The sequence below is a fragment of the Geodermatophilus sabuli genome, from assembly GCF_010686765.1.
Lineage (GTDB): Bacteria > Actinomycetota > Actinomycetes > Mycobacteriales > Geodermatophilaceae > Geodermatophilus > Geodermatophilus sabuli_A.
Genome location: NZ_JAAGWF010000004.1, coordinates 51,571 through 66,441 on the forward strand (window position 1 = coordinate 51,571; position 14,871 = coordinate 66,441).

Below are 14,871 nucleotides of genomic sequence, written 5' to 3' on the forward strand. Positions count from 1 at the left end.
ATTCACACCCGCTCTCCGATAGCGCCGGAACCGAAAAGACCTCTCGGCCGGACGACCAGCACAGCCGCCAGCACGAGGAGGACGACCACGCTCTCCTTGCCGCCGAACCCGATCTCGGTGGTGACCGCGATCCCCGCCGACAGCACAACTGCCCCGGCAACGCTTCCCGCCAGGCTGCCGAGGCCGCCGATCACGGCGGCGACGAACGTGTTGACCAACAGGATCGGCGCCGTGTCGACCGAAACGCTCGCCAATGACGCCTGGAACAAGCCGCCGGCCGCCAGGCCGACTCCGCCGACCACCCAGGCCAGCAACTCGAACTTGCGACTGCGGACGCCGTACATCTCCGCGAGCTCGCTGTCCTGTGCAACGGCCGCCAGCGTTCGACCGATCAGCGTCCGGTCGAAGATCAGGTAGAGGCAGAAGAGCAACACAGCCGCGGCACCGATGACGACCAAGCGCTGGACGCTCACACGCGTTCCCAGGATCTCGACGGTCCCCCCAACCCAGGGCTCGATGTTGTGGGCCGCGCCGCCGAAGATCTCGTGCGTGAGCCAACCGAGCACGAGACCGAAGCCCAGCGTCGAGATCGTCAATCCGATCGGCGCCACGTTCGCGCGTCGGGCGGGCAGGATGGCGGTGAAGTACGCCACGACACTGGCGACCACCGTGGCCAGCACGGTCAGCAGCGCTGAGGTGAACGCCCCCAAGCTGGCGAAGTAGGCAGCGAACGACCCGGCGAACACGGTGAAGTGGCCGGCGCCGAAGTTGGCCACGCCGCTGACCCGGAACAACAGATTCATGGCCACCACGAGCGGCACGAGAACCGCCGCTCCGGACAGAGTCGCAATGATCAGAGACACGAGGCTCCCCTCTCTTCAGGACGGGGCGCCGCAGTGCAGGAGCCGCGGGCGCGCATGTCGCCCGACGCCCGCGTTGCCCTCATGTGAGCACTCACCACCACACGCACCAGCCCGTTCCGCTCGTTGTCCACGTCGTTCCAGCCGCGCGCGTCAGAGCTACCTCCGGAGACGGCGACGGACTGCCCACCTGAGCGGATCCGACGACCGCCGCCCGATGACGCCATGGAGGCACCCTTCCGACATGGCTGAAGGGACTGAGCGCCCCCAGGACCGCACATCACCCGACGGCTGTGACGACGACTACACTCTACAAGAACGGTGTCTGAGTCAAGAAGTTTGTTGACTTTTTCTGGCGGCATCGGGGCCCGGGCCGACGGTGCGCCCAACGGGCACGCCTGGGCGGCCAAGACTGCTGAGGCCGGCCTCTCTCGGCCCCGACCGTCCAGCACTTAACCTGCCTAAGCAATGGAACCAGTGGCCCAGGTCACGCGTCAAGATCTGCCAGGCAACGAACCTGCATCACTCGACTCACGCTTGCACGCGCCGGCAGTGCCGAACGGCCGGTCCTACGAGGCGGGCGGGTCCGGTCGAGGCGTCAGAACGTGACCACCGCGCGCGCCCCCTTCTCGAGGAGGCAGTACTCGACGGCGTCGTTGACGTCGTCGAAGGGGAACACGGCGGTCACCAACTCATCGAGCTTCAGTCGGCCGGCCCCGTAGAGCTGAACGAGCCGCGGAACGTCTCGGCGGACGTGCGTCGACCCGTACAAGGATCCGCGGATGACCTTCTCCGTCATGACGACGCCTGTGAACGCTGGCAGGGACAGTTGCACGTCGTCCCCCGCGGCCCCGACCAGCACCACTCGCCCGCCACGGCGGGTCATGCTGATCGAGTCACGAATGGTCTCGGGCCGCCCCACGACATCCAGCGCAACGTCGACACCGCGCCCGCCGACGAGGTCACGCACGCGCCTGGCCGTGCCGTCTCCCGGCCGCAGGACGTGGGTGGCCCCGAGGCTCCGAGCCATGTCCAGTCGTTCGTCGTGCAGGTCGATGGCGACGATGGTCCCGGCTCCGGCCAGGTGCGCGCCCTGGACCGCATTGAGACCCACTCCCCCGCAGCCCACGACCGCGACGCTCTCACCGACACCGATCGCGGCCGTGTTCACAGCCGCGCCCCACCCGGTGAGGACCCCACAACCGATGAGTGCCGCCGATGGGAACGGAATGCTCTCCGGGATCTTGATCGCCGATCGGGCAGGGACCACGCAGCGTCGAGCGAATGTCCCGAGCCCCGCCATCTGGTACATCGGCTGGCCACGGAGCGAGAAACGAGTGCTCCCGTCCATGAGGGTCCCCCGAGCGAAGGCGACTCCCGCCTTCTCGCACAGTTGGGGCTGACCCGCCACGCAGTAGAAGCAGTCACCGCACTGCGCCAGCCACGACAACACAACGCGATCACCGACCTCGACGTCGACCACGCCACCGCCTACTGCCGTGATGACACCGGCGCCCTCGTGCCCCAGCACAACGGGCAGTGGATGCGGAAGCCACTGCTTGAGCACCGAGACGTCCGAGTGGCACACGCCGGTTGCTGCGATCTCCACCTCGACTTCGCCCTCACGAGGGGGCTCGAGCTCGACCTCGACCAGGCGCAAGGGCGTGCCCACCCGCTCCAACACGGCTGCCTGCGTCATGACTCTCCCTGGCTCCGACCTGACCCGGATGATTGGACAGTAGGCGGTACTCGATTGCTCGCACTGTAGAGCTTAGCGGAGTGTCGCCCGCGATGGCAGCTCCGGGGAGATCGCCAGAGAAGAGCGCCGGGTCGACCTGGTTGGGGCCTGCCGCCGTTCGCATGCAGTGACGGCCACGTGAACCCCGTCCAGGCGCGACCTCGAGCCGCCGGTCTCCGGCGGACGCCGGGCCGCGATGAGGTCATGCGGAGGACGAGTGTTGCGAGCGAAGGTCCGTAGTGGCGACCAACGCCGAGGGCCCCGCACTCCCATGTGGAGACTGCCGTCCGACTGACGGGCAGCACTCGCGCCAACTCGGCCTTCCGGAGTGCTGCTACCTGGCGGGCGGAGGTCAACGGGAGTCAGGCGGTTTCGGGCTGTTGGGCCCGGGTCGAGAGTCGTGCCCGGCGGCCAGCGTCCGCGCGCCGGTCAGTGGCCGCCCTGCGGTGGGAGAGCGGTGACCAGGGGGTGGTCCTCGTTGATCTTCCCGGTCGTCGCCGCGCCCCCGGGGCTGCCCAGGTCGGAGAAGAACTCCACGTTGGCGTTGTAGGAGTTCTTCCACTTGTCCGGGACGTCGTCCTCGTAGTAGATGGCCTTGGCCGGGCACGCCGGCATGCAGGCGCCGCAGTCAGCGCACTCGTCGGGGTGGATGTAGAGCCTCCGGTCGCCCGCGTAGATGCAGTCCAACGGGACTCCTCGATGCACGCCTTGCCGAGGACGTCGACGCAGGACTGTGTGATCACGTCGGTCATCACGATCTACTCGTGAGCGTGCGGGAACGGGCCGCACGAGACACTCGGCTCAGGTCCGCCTGTCGGCTCAGATCACCTCGCGTGCACGCAGCCCGTCGATCTCGTCCTGAGTGAAGCCTTCCTCGCGGAGGACCTCGTCCGTGTGCTCACCCAGACGCGGTGCCCCCTGGGGGTGGTACGGGCGTTCACCATCGATCTCGAAGGGGGCTCGGAGCATACGGATCTCGCCGGCGTTGGAGGGAATGCCGTCGACGTACAGCTCAGCATTGCGCTGCGTGAAGAACTCCATCGACTCCTCGACCTCGAGCACCGGGGCCACCGGCACGTCGTGGTCGCGAAGGATGGCCAACCACTCTTCGGCGGTACGCCGGAGGAGTTCGCCATTGATCAACTCGGCCAACACCTTCCGGTTCTCCACCCGGGAGGTGTTGTCCGCCACGCGCGGATCGTTCTCGAGATCCGGCCGGTCGAGGGCTGCGCACAGCCGCCGCCAGGACTCGTTGTGGAACGCCCCGATGACCAGGTACTTGCCGTCGCCGGTCGTATATGCCTCATAGGGGGCGAGCTGCGGATGACCGCTCCCCTGTCGCCGGAAAGACGGCGTGCCGTTCAGGATGCTCGGCGTGTAATTGGCCATCAACGCGTAGGACGCATCCAACAGTGACGTCTTCACCCGCGCACCCTGACCGGTCTCCTTGCGGCGCAAGAGGGCGGCCAGGACGCTGATCGTCGCCATGCACGACGCCGCGACGTCGGTCACCGGGGTGCCCGCCTTCGCCGGCGCGCCATCCGGGTCCCCGGTCATGGCCATGAGGCCCGAGTAGGCCTGGGCCACGATGTCGTTCCCTGACTCGGTCTCGAACCCCTTCGTGCCGCCGAACGCCGACACGGAGCAGTAGACGATGTCAGGATTGACCGCCTTGACCTCCTCGTACGACAGGCCCCATCCGTCCATCATCCCGGGCCGGAAGTTCTCGATCAGGACGTCGGCCGACGCGCACAGACGCAACGCCACCGCCTGCCCCTCAGGGGTCCGCAAGTCGAGAGTGATCCCGCGCTTTCCTCGATTGATGCCGAGGAAGTAGCCGCTCTTCCCGTTCACCAGGTGGTCGGTGAACCGGATGAGGTCCCCACGCTTGACCTTCTCGACCTTCACCACGGACGCCCCCATGTCGGCCATGAGCATGGACGCGTACGGACCCGCGACGGCGGAACCGAAGTCGAGCACCTTCAGGCCATCCAGAATGCCCATGTCGCTCCTCCCGTCGGCATGTCGCGGGCGACTGCCGGTCGTGGCCCGGCCTCACGGCAGGCCAGCGGTGGACAACTTACTTAACTACGTGAAAGTTAGATGGGTGCCGCTTTCGTGTCAACGCCAGCCGCCGGCGAACGGCGTCCACGTCCGACCGTCTCCGGGCCGGCGCCCAAGAGCCGGCAGGCGCTCCCCTGATCGGGTACGGCGACGTCCTCCGGTCTGAAACTAGGTAAAGTAGTCCGGCGAGAGTCGAGGGCGACTGGACGGCGTGGCCGACCCCGGAGCATCGAGGTGACCTCTGCGGCGGACCCCGCGGCAGGTCTCGGTAGAGGTAGGGAGAAGCATGAGCGCCATGGCCAGGACAGAGCTGGAGCTTGACCGTCTGGTCACACGCGAGGACCTGACGCGACTGCGCATGACACTTGGCCGGCTGGGGCGCGTCCTGCGGCAACAGAACGACGACGGACTCAGCTACGCGCTCGTCTCCTTGTTGTTCGCCATCGCGCGTAGCGAACCCGTGACCGCTGGCGAGCTGGCCATCAGCGAGGGAGTGAGCCCACCGTCGGTGACGAGGTCACTCAATCGCCTCCGCAAGCTGGGGTACGTGAACCGGGAGTCGGATCCGTCCGATCGACGCGCGTCTCTGATTTCGCTGACGGAAGCCGGGAACCGCGAGCGTGCCGCCATCCTGAAGACCCGTGAGATCTGGTTGACAGAGCATCTCGCCCGACTCACGGCGGAGGACGTCACGCAGCTGCTCGCTGCACTTCCTGCTTTGGAGCGCCTCTGCGACCCGGCGCTGAGCCACCACGACGGCGGATGAGCGACCAGGGCGACCAGGGCGGCCACAGTGCAAGAACCTGGGGGGCCACCGACTCGTTTCCCCGGTCCATGAGCTAGGCGGCCTGTGCGCAGAGCCCGGCTGGCCGTTCGAGAGAGGGATACCGACGGGTCATGAAGAAGCGGATCCTCGTTGTGGGAGCCTCGTTGGCCGGGGTGCGTACAGTCCAGGCCCTGCGTCGCAGCGGCAGCGCCGACGAGATCGTGCTCGTCGGTGGAGAGCCGGGGACGAGCGACGGTCTGGCATCCGATCGGCCGCCGTTGTCGAAGAAGTTCCTCTTCGACGCCGCCGTCACCGCACCGCCACTCGTCACACCCGCCCAATTGGACGAGCTGGATACACGCCTTGTCCACGGCCACGCCACCGACCTCGACCTGGATCGGCGACATGTGGTTCTCCACGGCGGGGGAACGGAGCCTTTCGACACGCTCGTCATCGCGACGGGCTCGTCCCCGAGGACCGTCCCGGGCCTCGAGCCGCGGCCAGGTGTGCACGTCTTGCGGAGCGCTGCGGACGCGACCGCCATCCGCGCGGCCTGCCCCGGTGACGGCTCGGTCGTGGTGGTGGGAGGAGGGTTCATCGGAGCGGAAGTGGCGTGGACCCTGCACACGCTCGGGGCAGCGGCGACAGTCGTCGAGCCCTTGCCCACCCTCATGGTCCGAGGGCTCGGCCCCCGGATCGGTGAGGCGTTGACTCGTCGGCACCTCGCAGCCGGCATCAACCTCCGGATGGGCGTCGGCGTCGCGGGGATCGATGGCGAAGAGCAAGTCCGCGGAGTCCAGCTGACCGACGGCAGCTACCTCCCCACCGACGTCGTGGTGCTGGGGCTCGGAACGGTGCCGGAGACCAACTGGCTGGTTGACTCCGGTCTCGACCTTCGCGACGGCGTCGTGTGCGACCAGCAGCTGACTGCTCTAGGCGCGGAGGACGTCTACGCCGTGGGCGACGTGGCGCGCTGGCGTCACCCCCGCTATGGCGAGGACGTTCGGGTCGAGCACTGGACCAACGCGGTGGAGTCTGCCTCGGTGGTTGCGGCGAACCTGACCGGCACACCGACCGTCCACGATTCCGTGCCCTATGTGTGGACCGACCAGCTCGGCGGCAGGCTCCAAGTGCTCGGCCGGGTGCGCCCGCAGGACGAGGTCCACATGATCGAGGGCGACCTGAACGACAAGTTCGTCGCCGTGACCGGAGGAGACGGCGGGCTGCAGAGCGCCGTCGGTTTCAGCATGGCTCGCCCGCTGATTCGCTTCAGACAGCTACTGGCCGCCGGGGCCACATGGGAGGAAGCGCTGGCGTGAACCAGGCACAACGCACCTTGGCTTCGTCCTCACTGGCCATCTGTCCATGACCTCTTCCAGTACTTAACATAGTGCAGTAACCTGAGCGTCCAGGTGCAGCCGCTCAGCGCGGCGAGGTCATGCGCCTGGTCGACCAGGTCCTGTTCTCGCGGTCCAGGTCGGCGTCATTGACCGCAGTCGGTCGACGGTGACCGCCTGCTCGCCCACTGTTCCTCCATTGCGGAGGGCGGTAGGCCCACCGACTTCTGGAGGAACGATGCGTGCTGTCGGGTTGACCGAGTTCGGCGGACCGGAGGCATTGACGGTGCTCGAGCTGGACGAGCCGCATGCCAGCCCTGGCGAGGTGCGCATCCGGGTTCGAGCCGCGAGTGTGGTCCCGGCCGATGGCATGTTCCGCAACGGGGCGCTCGCAGCACGATTGACGTCGCCGGCCCCGTGGGTCCCCGGAACCGAGGTCGCCGGCGTCGTGGACGAAGCGCCCGACGGCAGCCCATGGGCGGTCGGCGATGAGGTCATCGCCATCGTCGTGCCGTTCCACCAGCGTCCTGGTGCGTATGCGGAGCACGTCGTGGTACCGGTCGGATCGGTCGGTCCTCGTCCCCAGAGCTGCGACTTCGACACTGCTGCGGCTCTGCCGATGAGCGGGCTCACAGCCTCAGCGCTGGTCGACCTGCTGCACTTGGAGCGGGGCGAGAGCGTCGCGGTCACCGGCGCCGGCGGTGTGGTCGGGAGCCTGGTGGTGCAGCTGGCCAGGAGGGCAGGGGCGACGGTCCTTGCCGATGCGGCCGGCGGCGACGAAGAAGTCGTGCGGGGCGGTGACTATGCGCAGCAGATCCGTCAACTGCGTCCGGACGGCGTGGACGTCCTCGTGGACGCTGCGCTCATCGGCGCCTCGCTGCTCCCGGCCGTGCGGGACGGCGGGCGGGCCGCCTCGCTGCGCGCGGGACAGCTGGAGTCCGAGCGGGGCATCTCCATCGTGAGCGTGTCGGTGTGGGACTACGCCGAGGACAGCGCACGCCTGCGAGCGCTCTCCTCCCTCATCGACGAGGGCGCGCTCGTCCCGCCGCAGGTCCGCACCTTCGCGATGGAGGACGCGGCAGCCGCCCATGAGGCCCTGGGACGGGGCGGACAGCGCGCACGGAGCGTCCTCGTCTTCTAGTCCTGGCCTGCCCCTGCCTGGGTTTTGGAGCTACCGCAAGGGCCGGAAGAACTCGCGGATGTCGGAGACGAGCGCATCCGGTTGCTCCATCGCCGCGAAGTGGCCGCCGCGCTCGTGTTCCCGCCACATCCGCAGGTCGGGGAACTGCGCCGCCGCCCAGTCCTGTGGAGGTCGGTAGATGTCGTGCGGGAACAGTGACGCGCCGGCCGGCACCGGCACCTTCGGCAGCCGACCCCCCCGCTCCTGGGCCATCTCCCAGTACAGCCGCGCCGACGACGCTCCCGACCCGGTGAACCAGTAGATGGCGATGTGGTCCAGGATGCGGTCCCGCCCAAGAGCAGCCACCGGGTCGCCGTCGCAGTCCGACCACGCCCAGAACTTCTCCAGGATCCACGCGCACTGGCCGGACGGGGAGTCCGAGAGTCCGTACCCCACGGTCTGAGGCCGGGTGCGCTGGAGCTTGTTGTAGCCGGAGTCGACGGCGCGGTAGCGCCGCTCGGCCTCCAGTGCCCGTCGCTCCACGTCGGAGAACTCCGTCTGCCCTGGCGGCGGCCCGGCGATCACCATGTTGACGTGCACCCCGACGACACGCGTCGGGTGCCGGGCGCCGAGGTGCGCGGAGACCCCCGAGCCGATATCGCCCCCCTGTGCTCCGAAGCGGCCGTAGCCCAGTCGGGTCATCAGTTCTGCCCACGCATCGGCGATGCGCGCCAGGCCCCATCCGGTCAGGTCGGGCTTGCCGCTCCACCCATAGCCCGGCAGCGAGGGGATCACCACGTGGAAAGCGTCCCGGGGGTCATCGGGGACAGTGAGCGGTTGGATCACCGCGAGAAACTCTGCGACCGAGCCGGGCCAACCGTGGGTGAGCAGGAGTGGCAGGGCGTCGGGGTGCGGAGACCGGGCGTGCATGAAGTGGATCGGCAGCCCGTCAACATGGGTCACGAACTGGGGAACCGAGTTGAGCAGGGTCTGCCGTGCGGGCCAGTCGTACTCGTGGAGCCAGTATCGACAGAGGTCCTGCACATGGTGCAGCGGCACCCCCTGCGACCAGTCGCGCACGGTTTCCCGCTCCGGCCAGCGCGTGACCGCGAGCCGACGCTGCAGGTCCTCCAGCGCCGATGTCGGGACGTCCACCGCGAAAGACTCGATGCCCGGCACCGTCATGGGACGACATGGACGGGATGCGCCGCCCTCATCGCACGGCGGCTGTGACGGTGCCGTCGTGGACTGTCCAGGTGTCGGTGCCGTGCACGAGCGCTCGCAGGTCGGCGCCGCCGGCGTCGACGGCGGTCCGTACCTGCTCCCGCGCGAGGTCGTCGTAGGTGGGGCGGGAGACCTGGCGCAGGACGCCGAAGACGGCATGGTCGAGGCCTTGGTCGGAGAGCCGGGAGAGCGCGAAGGCCAACTCGTGGTCGGTGGCGTCGTGCACGACGACGTCCGCGGGTGCGACTTCGGCGGTGGGCGCGACGCCGAGGCCGAATCCGCGCCGGACCACCGCCCAGCGGCCCTCCGTGCCGAAGGTGATCGGTTCCCCATGCCGGACGGTGATCACCCGCGACTCGGACTTGTCGGGCTTGCGCAACACGTCGAAGGAGCCGTCGTTGAAGATCGGGCAGTCCTGGTAGATCTCGACCAGGCTCGCACCGCGGTGGCGGGCGGCCGCCTCGAGCACCGTGGTCAGCCCCTTGCGGTCGGAGTCCATGGCGCGGCCGACGAAGGTGGCGTCAGCACCCAGTGCGAGGGACACGGGATTGAACGGGGCGTCGACCGAGCCCTTCGGCGTCGACTTGGTGACCTTGCCGACCTCCGAGGTGGGCGAGTACTGGCCCTTGGTCAGGCCGTAGATCCGGTTGTTGAACAGCAGGATCGTCAGATTGACATTGCGCCGGAGCGCATGGATCAGGTGGTTGCCGCCGATCGAGAGCGCGTCACCGTCACCGGTGACCACGAACACCGACAGATCCGGGCGGGACACCGCCAGCCCGGTGGCGATCGCCGGCGCACGGCCGTGGATGGAGTGGAAGCCGTAGGTGTCGAGGTAGTACGGGAACCTGGAGGAGCATCCGATGCCGGAGACGAACACGGTGTTCTCCCGGCGGAGGGCCAGCGTCGGGAGGAACGAGCGGACGGCGGCCAGCACGGCGTAGTCACCGCAGCCGGGGCACCAGCGGACCTCCTGGTCGCTGGTGAAGTCCTTGGCCTTCTGCGGCCCGTCGGCCGCGGGGATCAGGTCGAGGCCGCCGATCGTCGGCAACCCCAGATCGATGGCGCTCATGCCGGGACCTCTTCCTTCGTCACGTACGGGCCGAGGAGTTCGGCGAGCTCGGCGGCCCCGAACGGCATTCCGGACACCTTGGTGATCGAGTCGACAGGCACGCAGAACCGGCCCTGCAGCAGGAAGGCCAGCTGACCCAGGTTCATCTCCGGCACGACCACCCGCCGGTAGGAACGCAGCACCGCCTCGGTGTTCGCGGGGAACGGGTTGAGGTGCCGCAGGTGAGCCTGCGCGATCAGGTGCCCCGCCGCCCGCAGCCGGCGGACCGCGGCGCCGATCGGCCCGTAGGTCGATCCCCAGCCGAGCACGAGCACGTCGGCGTCGGGATCCTGGACCTCCAGGTCCGGCACGGGGATCCCGTCGATCTTGGCCTGCCGAACCCGGACCATGAACTCGTGGTTGGCCGGGTCGTAGGAGATGTCGCCGGTCTTGTCGGCCTTCTCCAGTCCGCCGATCCGGTGCGCCAGCCCGGGCGTGCCGGGCACGGCCCAGGGACGCGCGAGGGTCTCGGGGTCGCGCAGGTAGGGCAGGAACCGCCCGTCAGTACCGTCGGCCTCGCTGCCGTTCGGCGCGGTGGCGAAGGTGACGGTCAGGTCGGGCAGCGCGTCCTCCTCCGGCAGCCGCCACGGCTCCGAGCCGTTGGCGATCGCGCCGTCGGAGAGCAGCAGCACTGGCGTGCGGTAGGTCAGGGCCAGGCGGGCGGCCTCGACGGCGACGTCGAACGCGTCCGATGGTGACCGCGGGGCGACCACGGGCAGCGGCGCCTCGCCGTTGCGGCCGAACAGCGCCTGCAGCAGATCCGCCTGCTCGGTCTTGGTCGGCAGCCCGGTCGACGGGCCGCCGCGCTGGACGTCGACCACGAGCAGCGGGAGTTCGGTCATGACGGCCAGCCCGATCGCCTCGCTCTTGAGCGAGATGCCCGGCCCGGATGTCGTCGTCACCCCCAGCGCCCCGCCGTAGGAGGCGCCGATCGCCGCGCCGACGCCAGCGATCTCGTCCTCGGCCTGGAACGTCGTCACACCGAAGCGCTTGAGCCCGGCGAGCTCGTGCAGGATGTCGGAGGCCGGGGTGATCGGGTACGAGCCGAGGAACACCGGCAGACCCGACCGGCGGCCGGCGGCGACGATGCCGTAGGCCAGCGCCGTGTTCCCGGTGATCTGCCGGTACGTGCCGTCCGGCAGCACCGCCGGGGCCACCTCGTAGGTGACCGCGAACGCTTCCGTCGTCTCTCCGTACGCGTGCCCGGTGCGGAACGCGACGACGTTAGCCTCGGCGACCTCGGGACGGCGGGCGAACTTGCTCCGCAGCCAGCGCTCAGTCTCCTCGGTGGGCCGGGAGTACATCCACGACAGCAGGCCGAGCGCGAACATGTTCTTGGACCGGTCGGCGTCCTTGCGACCGACCCCCAGGGGTTCCAGCGCCCCGGCGGTCAGCGCGGCCATCGGCACCTGGTGGACCGTGTACGGCTCGAGTGAGGAGTCCTCGAGCGGATTGCCCGCGTACCCGGCCTTCGCCAGGTTGCGCGGGGTGAACTCGTCGACATTGACGATCAGCACCGCGCCGCGCGGCAGGTCCCCGAGATTCGCCTTCAGCGCCGCCGGGTTCATCACTACCAGCACGTCAGGCCGGTCGCCCGGGGTCAGGATGTCGTAGTCGGCGAAGTGCAGCTGGAAACTGGAGACCCCGGCCAGCGTCCCCGCCGGTGCCCGGATCTCCGCCGGGAAGCTCGGGAACGTCGCCAGGTCGTTGCCGAACGCCGCTGCCTCTGCCGTGAACCGATCACCGGTCAGCTGCATCCCGTCGCCGGAGTCCCCGGCGAACCGGATCACCACCCGAGCGCGGCGCTCAACCCTCTGCTGGACCATGTGTAGTTCCTCCAGTCGCGGAGCCCTGACCATGCGCTTTGCGGACGCACCACCTCGGGTGGGTGTGCGCCGGTTCGGCGGCGAGGCGCGGGCCTCCACCCGCCTCTGCCGCATCGACCACGAGGGGCTCGTCTCGGATTCGAGCAGGAACGCGAGGCAAAATGCTACACCAAGCTAAGCATAGGGCCGGGCGTCGTGCAATCCCCCGCTGACGACGGATCGGGCGGTGCGACGGGGCTTGTCTCCAGATGCTTAACCGTGTGTACTACCGATGGTCGAGCCGAGGAGATCTCATGAATCCCGCCCCGCTCATGCGGCTGTATCACACCGGCATCATCGTCAACGACTTGGACAAGGCCATGTCTCAGATGGGGACGGCGCTGGGACTCCTGTGGGCTCCGCCGAAGACGTCGACAGCACCCCTGCTGTGCCCTGACGGCATCGTGGACCGAGAGGTGCGCTTCACGTACTCGCTCCAAGGGCCGCACTTCATCGAACTGCTCGAACAGGTCAATGCCGCGCCCTACCTCAACCTGACCGGCGGGCGCTACGTCCACCACCTCGGATACTTCACCGACGACCTCCCGGGGGCGGCCGACTACCTGGAGCAGCAGGGATACCGCCGAGAACTGTCAGGTGCTCCGGAGAACGGTGCGATCACCCGCGCCTCCTTCCACTACAACCCCGAAGCGCCTGGAATGTGGATCGAACTGGTGTCACACGAGATCGCCGGCGAGATCGGCGACTGGATCGCGGAGGCCGCCGCCGAGGCCGGCCTTCCCTATCAGTCGCCCTTCGAGTGAAGAGCGTGGCCGGGCCGCTGAGTGACCTGCACATCGTCGATCTCTCCACCTATGTGGCGGGGCCGTCGGCAGCCCTGGCCCTCGCCCAGCTCGGGGCTGACGTCGTTCGCATCGATCCGCTCGGTGGCGCCACCGACACCCGGCGTCTGCCGCTGGCACCGGACGGAACCAGCCTGTACTGGGCCGGCCTGAACCGCTACAAGCGCTCGGTCGAGGTCGACCTGCGCACTGCCCAGGGGCGCGATCTGGTCCGGAGCCTCCTCGCGTGCGGTGGTGACGGCCACGGCATCCTGATCACCAACGCGGTGGGGCAGAGCTGGCTCGACTACGAAGATCTGCGACGGTCTCGCCCCGACCTGATCATGATCCACATCGCGGGTCGGGTGGACGGAAAGCCCGCGGTCGACTACACGGTCAACGCCGAGGTCGGCCTGCCGTGGCTCACGGGGCCGTCCGATTCCAGCGCACCCGTCAATCACGTTCTGCCGGCCTGGGACCTCCTGACCGGCCTACATGCCTCGCTGGCCTTGGTCACGGCCGACCGGGAACGGCGCCGTAGTGGCAACGGCCAGTACATCCGCATCAATCTCTCCGACGTCGCGGTCACCACAATGGCTCATCTGGGATTCATCGCTGACGCAGCGGTCAACGGCAGTCAGCGGCTACGAGAGGGCAACTACCTCTACGGGAGCTACGGCAGCGACTTCGCCACACGTGATGGCCGGCGGGTCATGGTCGTCGCACTCACGGCTCGGCACTGGGCGAAGCTCGTCCAGTTGACCGGCGTGGGGGACGTCATCACCGCGCTCGAACACTCGTTGCGCGTCGACTTCTCCCAAGAACAGGTTCGGTACGAACACCGGGACGTCATCACTGCCCTGCTCACGCCCTGGTTCGCCGCCCGGGCTCACGCCGACGTGGTCCGAGAGCTGGATGACGGGCAAGTGCTCTGGGGCGACTACCGGCGCGTCGACGAACTGGGCCGCCACGGCGATTCTCCCGTCAGCACCAGCGGTCTCTTCGTCGACGTCGACCAGCCCGGGGCCGGGCGTTACCCGGTGCCCCGGTCGGCGCTGCGCACGAGCGGATGGGAAGGCCCCACTCCCCGTCCCCCTGCGAGGGTCGGGCAGGACACCGCCGACATCCTCCAGGAGTGGCTCCAGATGCCTCGGGAGAAGCTCGTCGAACTCCAGCACGCCGGCGTCATCGCAGGTGCATCCCCCCGTCGAGAGGGACAGCTCACATGACCGTCCGACGGATGTTCCTGTCCATGACGTCGCTCGCCGACAGCACGCACCACGCGGAGTACAACGCCTGGCACCAGCTCGACCACCTACCGGAGAACCTCCTGCAGCCGGGGGTCGTGTGGGGTGACCGTTGGGTGTGCACCCCGGACTGTGCCCCCTACGTCGTCGGCAGGGACCGGGGCGCGGGGCACCAGTACGCGATCATGTACTGGTTCCGGGCTCCCGTCGAGGAGAGCGTCGCTCGCTGGACCGAGCTGAACCAGACAGCCGTGTGGTGGGGACGGCGCCCGGAGCTCGATTGGACCCGACGAGCGCCTGTGGGCTTCTTCGCGCCGGTCAAGTCCTACGCAGCGGCGTCCGCGCTGGTCGCACCCGACGCGATCCCCCTGCGCCCTCATCGCGGGGTCCACCTGACGATCTCGCGGTTGCTCGACCCCGGGAGTTCCGCGGCTGTCATGCACATGTCCGACTACGACCGAGCCCGACTGCCGAACCTCCTGGCGTTGCCGGGAGTGGCCGGGGCAGCGACGTACTCCTTCCACTCGTCGGCGCAGGGCTTCGGATCCGCGGAAATCGACGACACCGACAGAGGTCTGCTGATCCGACTGCTGCACCTCGACGGGGACCCGGTCGAGACCACCGAGCGCGTCCTGTCGGTGGACCCGGGCTGGACGTCGGACACCGAGCAGGAGCAGGTCCTGTGGGCAGCCCCCCTCCGTTCGATCACACCGCACGCGTGGGACTGGTTCGCCGGCACCGCTACCTGAGTCCAGAG

At 68.6% G+C, this 14,871-nt stretch carries 13 protein-coding genes; 6 read left to right on the forward strand and 7 right to left on the reverse strand.

What is annotated here, in order from left to right:
* Positions 1–2: 2 nt before the first annotated feature.
* The 4 genes from GCU56_RS03070 to GCU56_RS03085 all read right to left on the reverse strand — a co-directional run bounded on the left by GCU56_RS03070 (position 3) and on the right by GCU56_RS03085 (position 4,602).
* Positions 3–863, reverse strand: a complete 861-nt coding sequence (locus GCU56_RS03070) for an ABC transporter permease subunit (protein WP_163480051.1) — start codon at positions 861–863, stop codon at positions 3–5.
* A gap of 595 nt (positions 864–1,458) precedes the next feature.
* The gene (locus tag GCU56_RS03075) at positions 1,459–2,559 is read right to left on the reverse strand and encodes a Zn-dependent alcohol dehydrogenase (protein ID WP_163480052.1); all 1,101 of its coding nucleotides are present in this window, start codon (positions 2,557–2,559) and stop codon (positions 1,459–1,461) included.
* A 468-nt stretch (positions 2,560–3,027) separates the two neighbouring features.
* Positions 3,028–3,285, reverse strand: a complete 258-nt coding sequence (locus tag GCU56_RS03080; protein WP_440588728.1) for an indolepyruvate ferredoxin oxidoreductase subunit alpha — start codon at positions 3,283–3,285, stop codon at positions 3,028–3,030.
* 132 nt (positions 3,286–3,417) lie between these two features.
* Positions 3,418–4,602 (reverse strand): CaiB/BaiF CoA transferase family protein, encoded by a 1,185-nt coding sequence (locus tag GCU56_RS03085; protein WP_163480053.1) that lies wholly within the window; start codon positions 4,600–4,602, stop codon positions 3,418–3,420.
* A 346-nt stretch (positions 4,603–4,948) separates the two neighbouring features.
* Between GCU56_RS03085 and GCU56_RS03090 the strand changes: the two genes are divergently transcribed.
* From GCU56_RS03090 to GCU56_RS03100, 3 genes are all read left to right on the forward strand, one after another.
* On the forward strand, positions 4,949–5,428 hold the full coding sequence (locus tag GCU56_RS03090) for a MarR family winged helix-turn-helix transcriptional regulator (protein ID WP_163480054.1): 480 nt from the start codon (positions 4,949–4,951) through the stop codon (positions 5,426–5,428).
* A gap of 131 nt (positions 5,429–5,559) precedes the next feature.
* Positions 5,560–6,747 (forward strand): NAD(P)/FAD-dependent oxidoreductase, encoded by a 1,188-nt coding sequence (locus tag GCU56_RS03095; RefSeq protein WP_163480055.1) that lies wholly within the window; start codon positions 5,560–5,562, stop codon positions 6,745–6,747.
* A 256-nt stretch (positions 6,748–7,003) separates the two neighbouring features.
* A complete protein-coding gene (locus tag GCU56_RS03100) occupies positions 7,004–7,906 on the forward strand; it encodes an NADP-dependent oxidoreductase (RefSeq protein ID WP_163480056.1) in 903 nt (300 codons plus the stop codon).
* 30 nt (positions 7,907–7,936) lie between these two features.
* On the opposite strand, the gene GCU56_RS03105 is transcribed toward GCU56_RS03100, so the two are convergent.
* From GCU56_RS03105 to GCU56_RS03115, 3 genes are read right to left on the reverse strand one after another with little or no spacing between them, the layout of a single operon-like run.
* Positions 7,937–9,070 carry an epoxide hydrolase family protein gene (locus GCU56_RS03105; protein WP_163480057.1) on the reverse strand — a complete coding sequence of 378 codons (1,134 nt, stop codon included), beginning with the start codon at positions 9,068–9,070 and terminating at the stop codon, positions 7,937–7,939.
* Between the two features lie 28 nt (positions 9,071–9,098).
* Positions 9,099–10,181: a 2-oxoacid:ferredoxin oxidoreductase subunit beta gene (locus GCU56_RS03110; RefSeq protein ID WP_163480058.1), complete on the reverse strand. Its 1,083-nt coding sequence runs from the start codon at positions 10,179–10,181 to the stop codon at positions 9,099–9,101.
* Positions 10,178–12,046 (reverse strand): 2-oxoacid:acceptor oxidoreductase subunit alpha, encoded by a 1,869-nt coding sequence (locus GCU56_RS03115; protein WP_239521695.1) that lies wholly within the window; start codon positions 12,044–12,046, stop codon positions 10,178–10,180. The genes GCU56_RS03110 and GCU56_RS03115 overlap by 4 nt, the downstream gene beginning before the upstream one ends.
* 293 nt (positions 12,047–12,339) lie before the next feature.
* Here GCU56_RS03115 and GCU56_RS03120 point away from each other — a divergent pair, with 293 nt between their 5' ends.
* From GCU56_RS03120 to GCU56_RS03130, 3 genes are read left to right on the forward strand one after another with little or no spacing between them, the layout of a single operon-like run.
* Positions 12,340–12,849 carry a VOC family protein gene (locus GCU56_RS03120; protein WP_163480060.1) on the forward strand — a complete coding sequence of 170 codons (510 nt, stop codon included), beginning with the start codon at positions 12,340–12,342 and terminating at the stop codon, positions 12,847–12,849.
* 5 nt (positions 12,850–12,854) lie between these two features.
* Positions 12,855–14,096, forward strand: coding sequence for a CoA transferase (locus GCU56_RS03125; protein ID WP_163480061.1), 1,242 nt, complete (start codon positions 12,855–12,857; stop codon positions 14,094–14,096).
* Positions 14,093–14,863 (forward strand): hypothetical protein, encoded by a 771-nt coding sequence (locus GCU56_RS03130; protein ID WP_163480062.1) that lies wholly within the window; start codon positions 14,093–14,095, stop codon positions 14,861–14,863. Before GCU56_RS03125 ends, GCU56_RS03130 begins: the two co-directional genes overlap by 4 nt.
* Positions 14,864–14,871 lie beyond the last annotated feature (8 nt).

Excerpts from the sequence above, each read along its gene's own strand:
- GCU56_RS03110 (WP_163480058.1), bottom strand. The coding sequence starts at position 10,181 with ATGAGCGCCATCGATCTGGGGTTGCCGACGATCGGCGGCCTCGACCTG.
- GCU56_RS03075 (WP_163480052.1), bottom strand. The coding sequence starts at position 2,559 with ATGACGCAGGCAGCCGTGTTGGAGCGGGTGGGCACGCCCTTGCGCCTG.
- GCU56_RS03100 (WP_163480056.1), top strand. The coding sequence starts at position 7,004 with ATGCGTGCTGTCGGGTTGACCGAGTTCGGCGGACCGGAGGCATTGACG.
- GCU56_RS03090 (WP_163480054.1), top strand. The coding sequence starts at position 4,949 with ATGAGCGCCATGGCCAGGACAGAGCTGGAGCTTGACCGTCTGGTCACA.
- GCU56_RS03095 (WP_163480055.1), top strand. The coding sequence starts at position 5,560 with ATGAAGAAGCGGATCCTCGTTGTGGGAGCCTCGTTGGCCGGGGTGCGT.
- GCU56_RS03115 (WP_239521695.1), bottom strand. The coding sequence starts at position 12,046 with ATGGTCCAGCAGAGGGTTGAGCGCCGCGCTCGGGTGGTGATCCGGTTC.
- GCU56_RS03105 (WP_163480057.1), bottom strand. The coding sequence starts at position 9,070 with ATGACGGTGCCGGGCATCGAGTCTTTCGCGGTGGACGTCCCGACATCG.
- GCU56_RS03085 (WP_163480053.1), bottom strand. The coding sequence starts at position 4,602 with ATGGGCATTCTGGATGGCCTGAAGGTGCTCGACTTCGGTTCCGCCGTC.
- GCU56_RS03120 (WP_163480060.1), top strand. The coding sequence starts at position 12,340 with ATGAATCCCGCCCCGCTCATGCGGCTGTATCACACCGGCATCATCGTC.
- GCU56_RS03130 (WP_163480062.1), top strand. The coding sequence starts at position 14,093 with ATGACCGTCCGACGGATGTTCCTGTCCATGACGTCGCTCGCCGACAGC.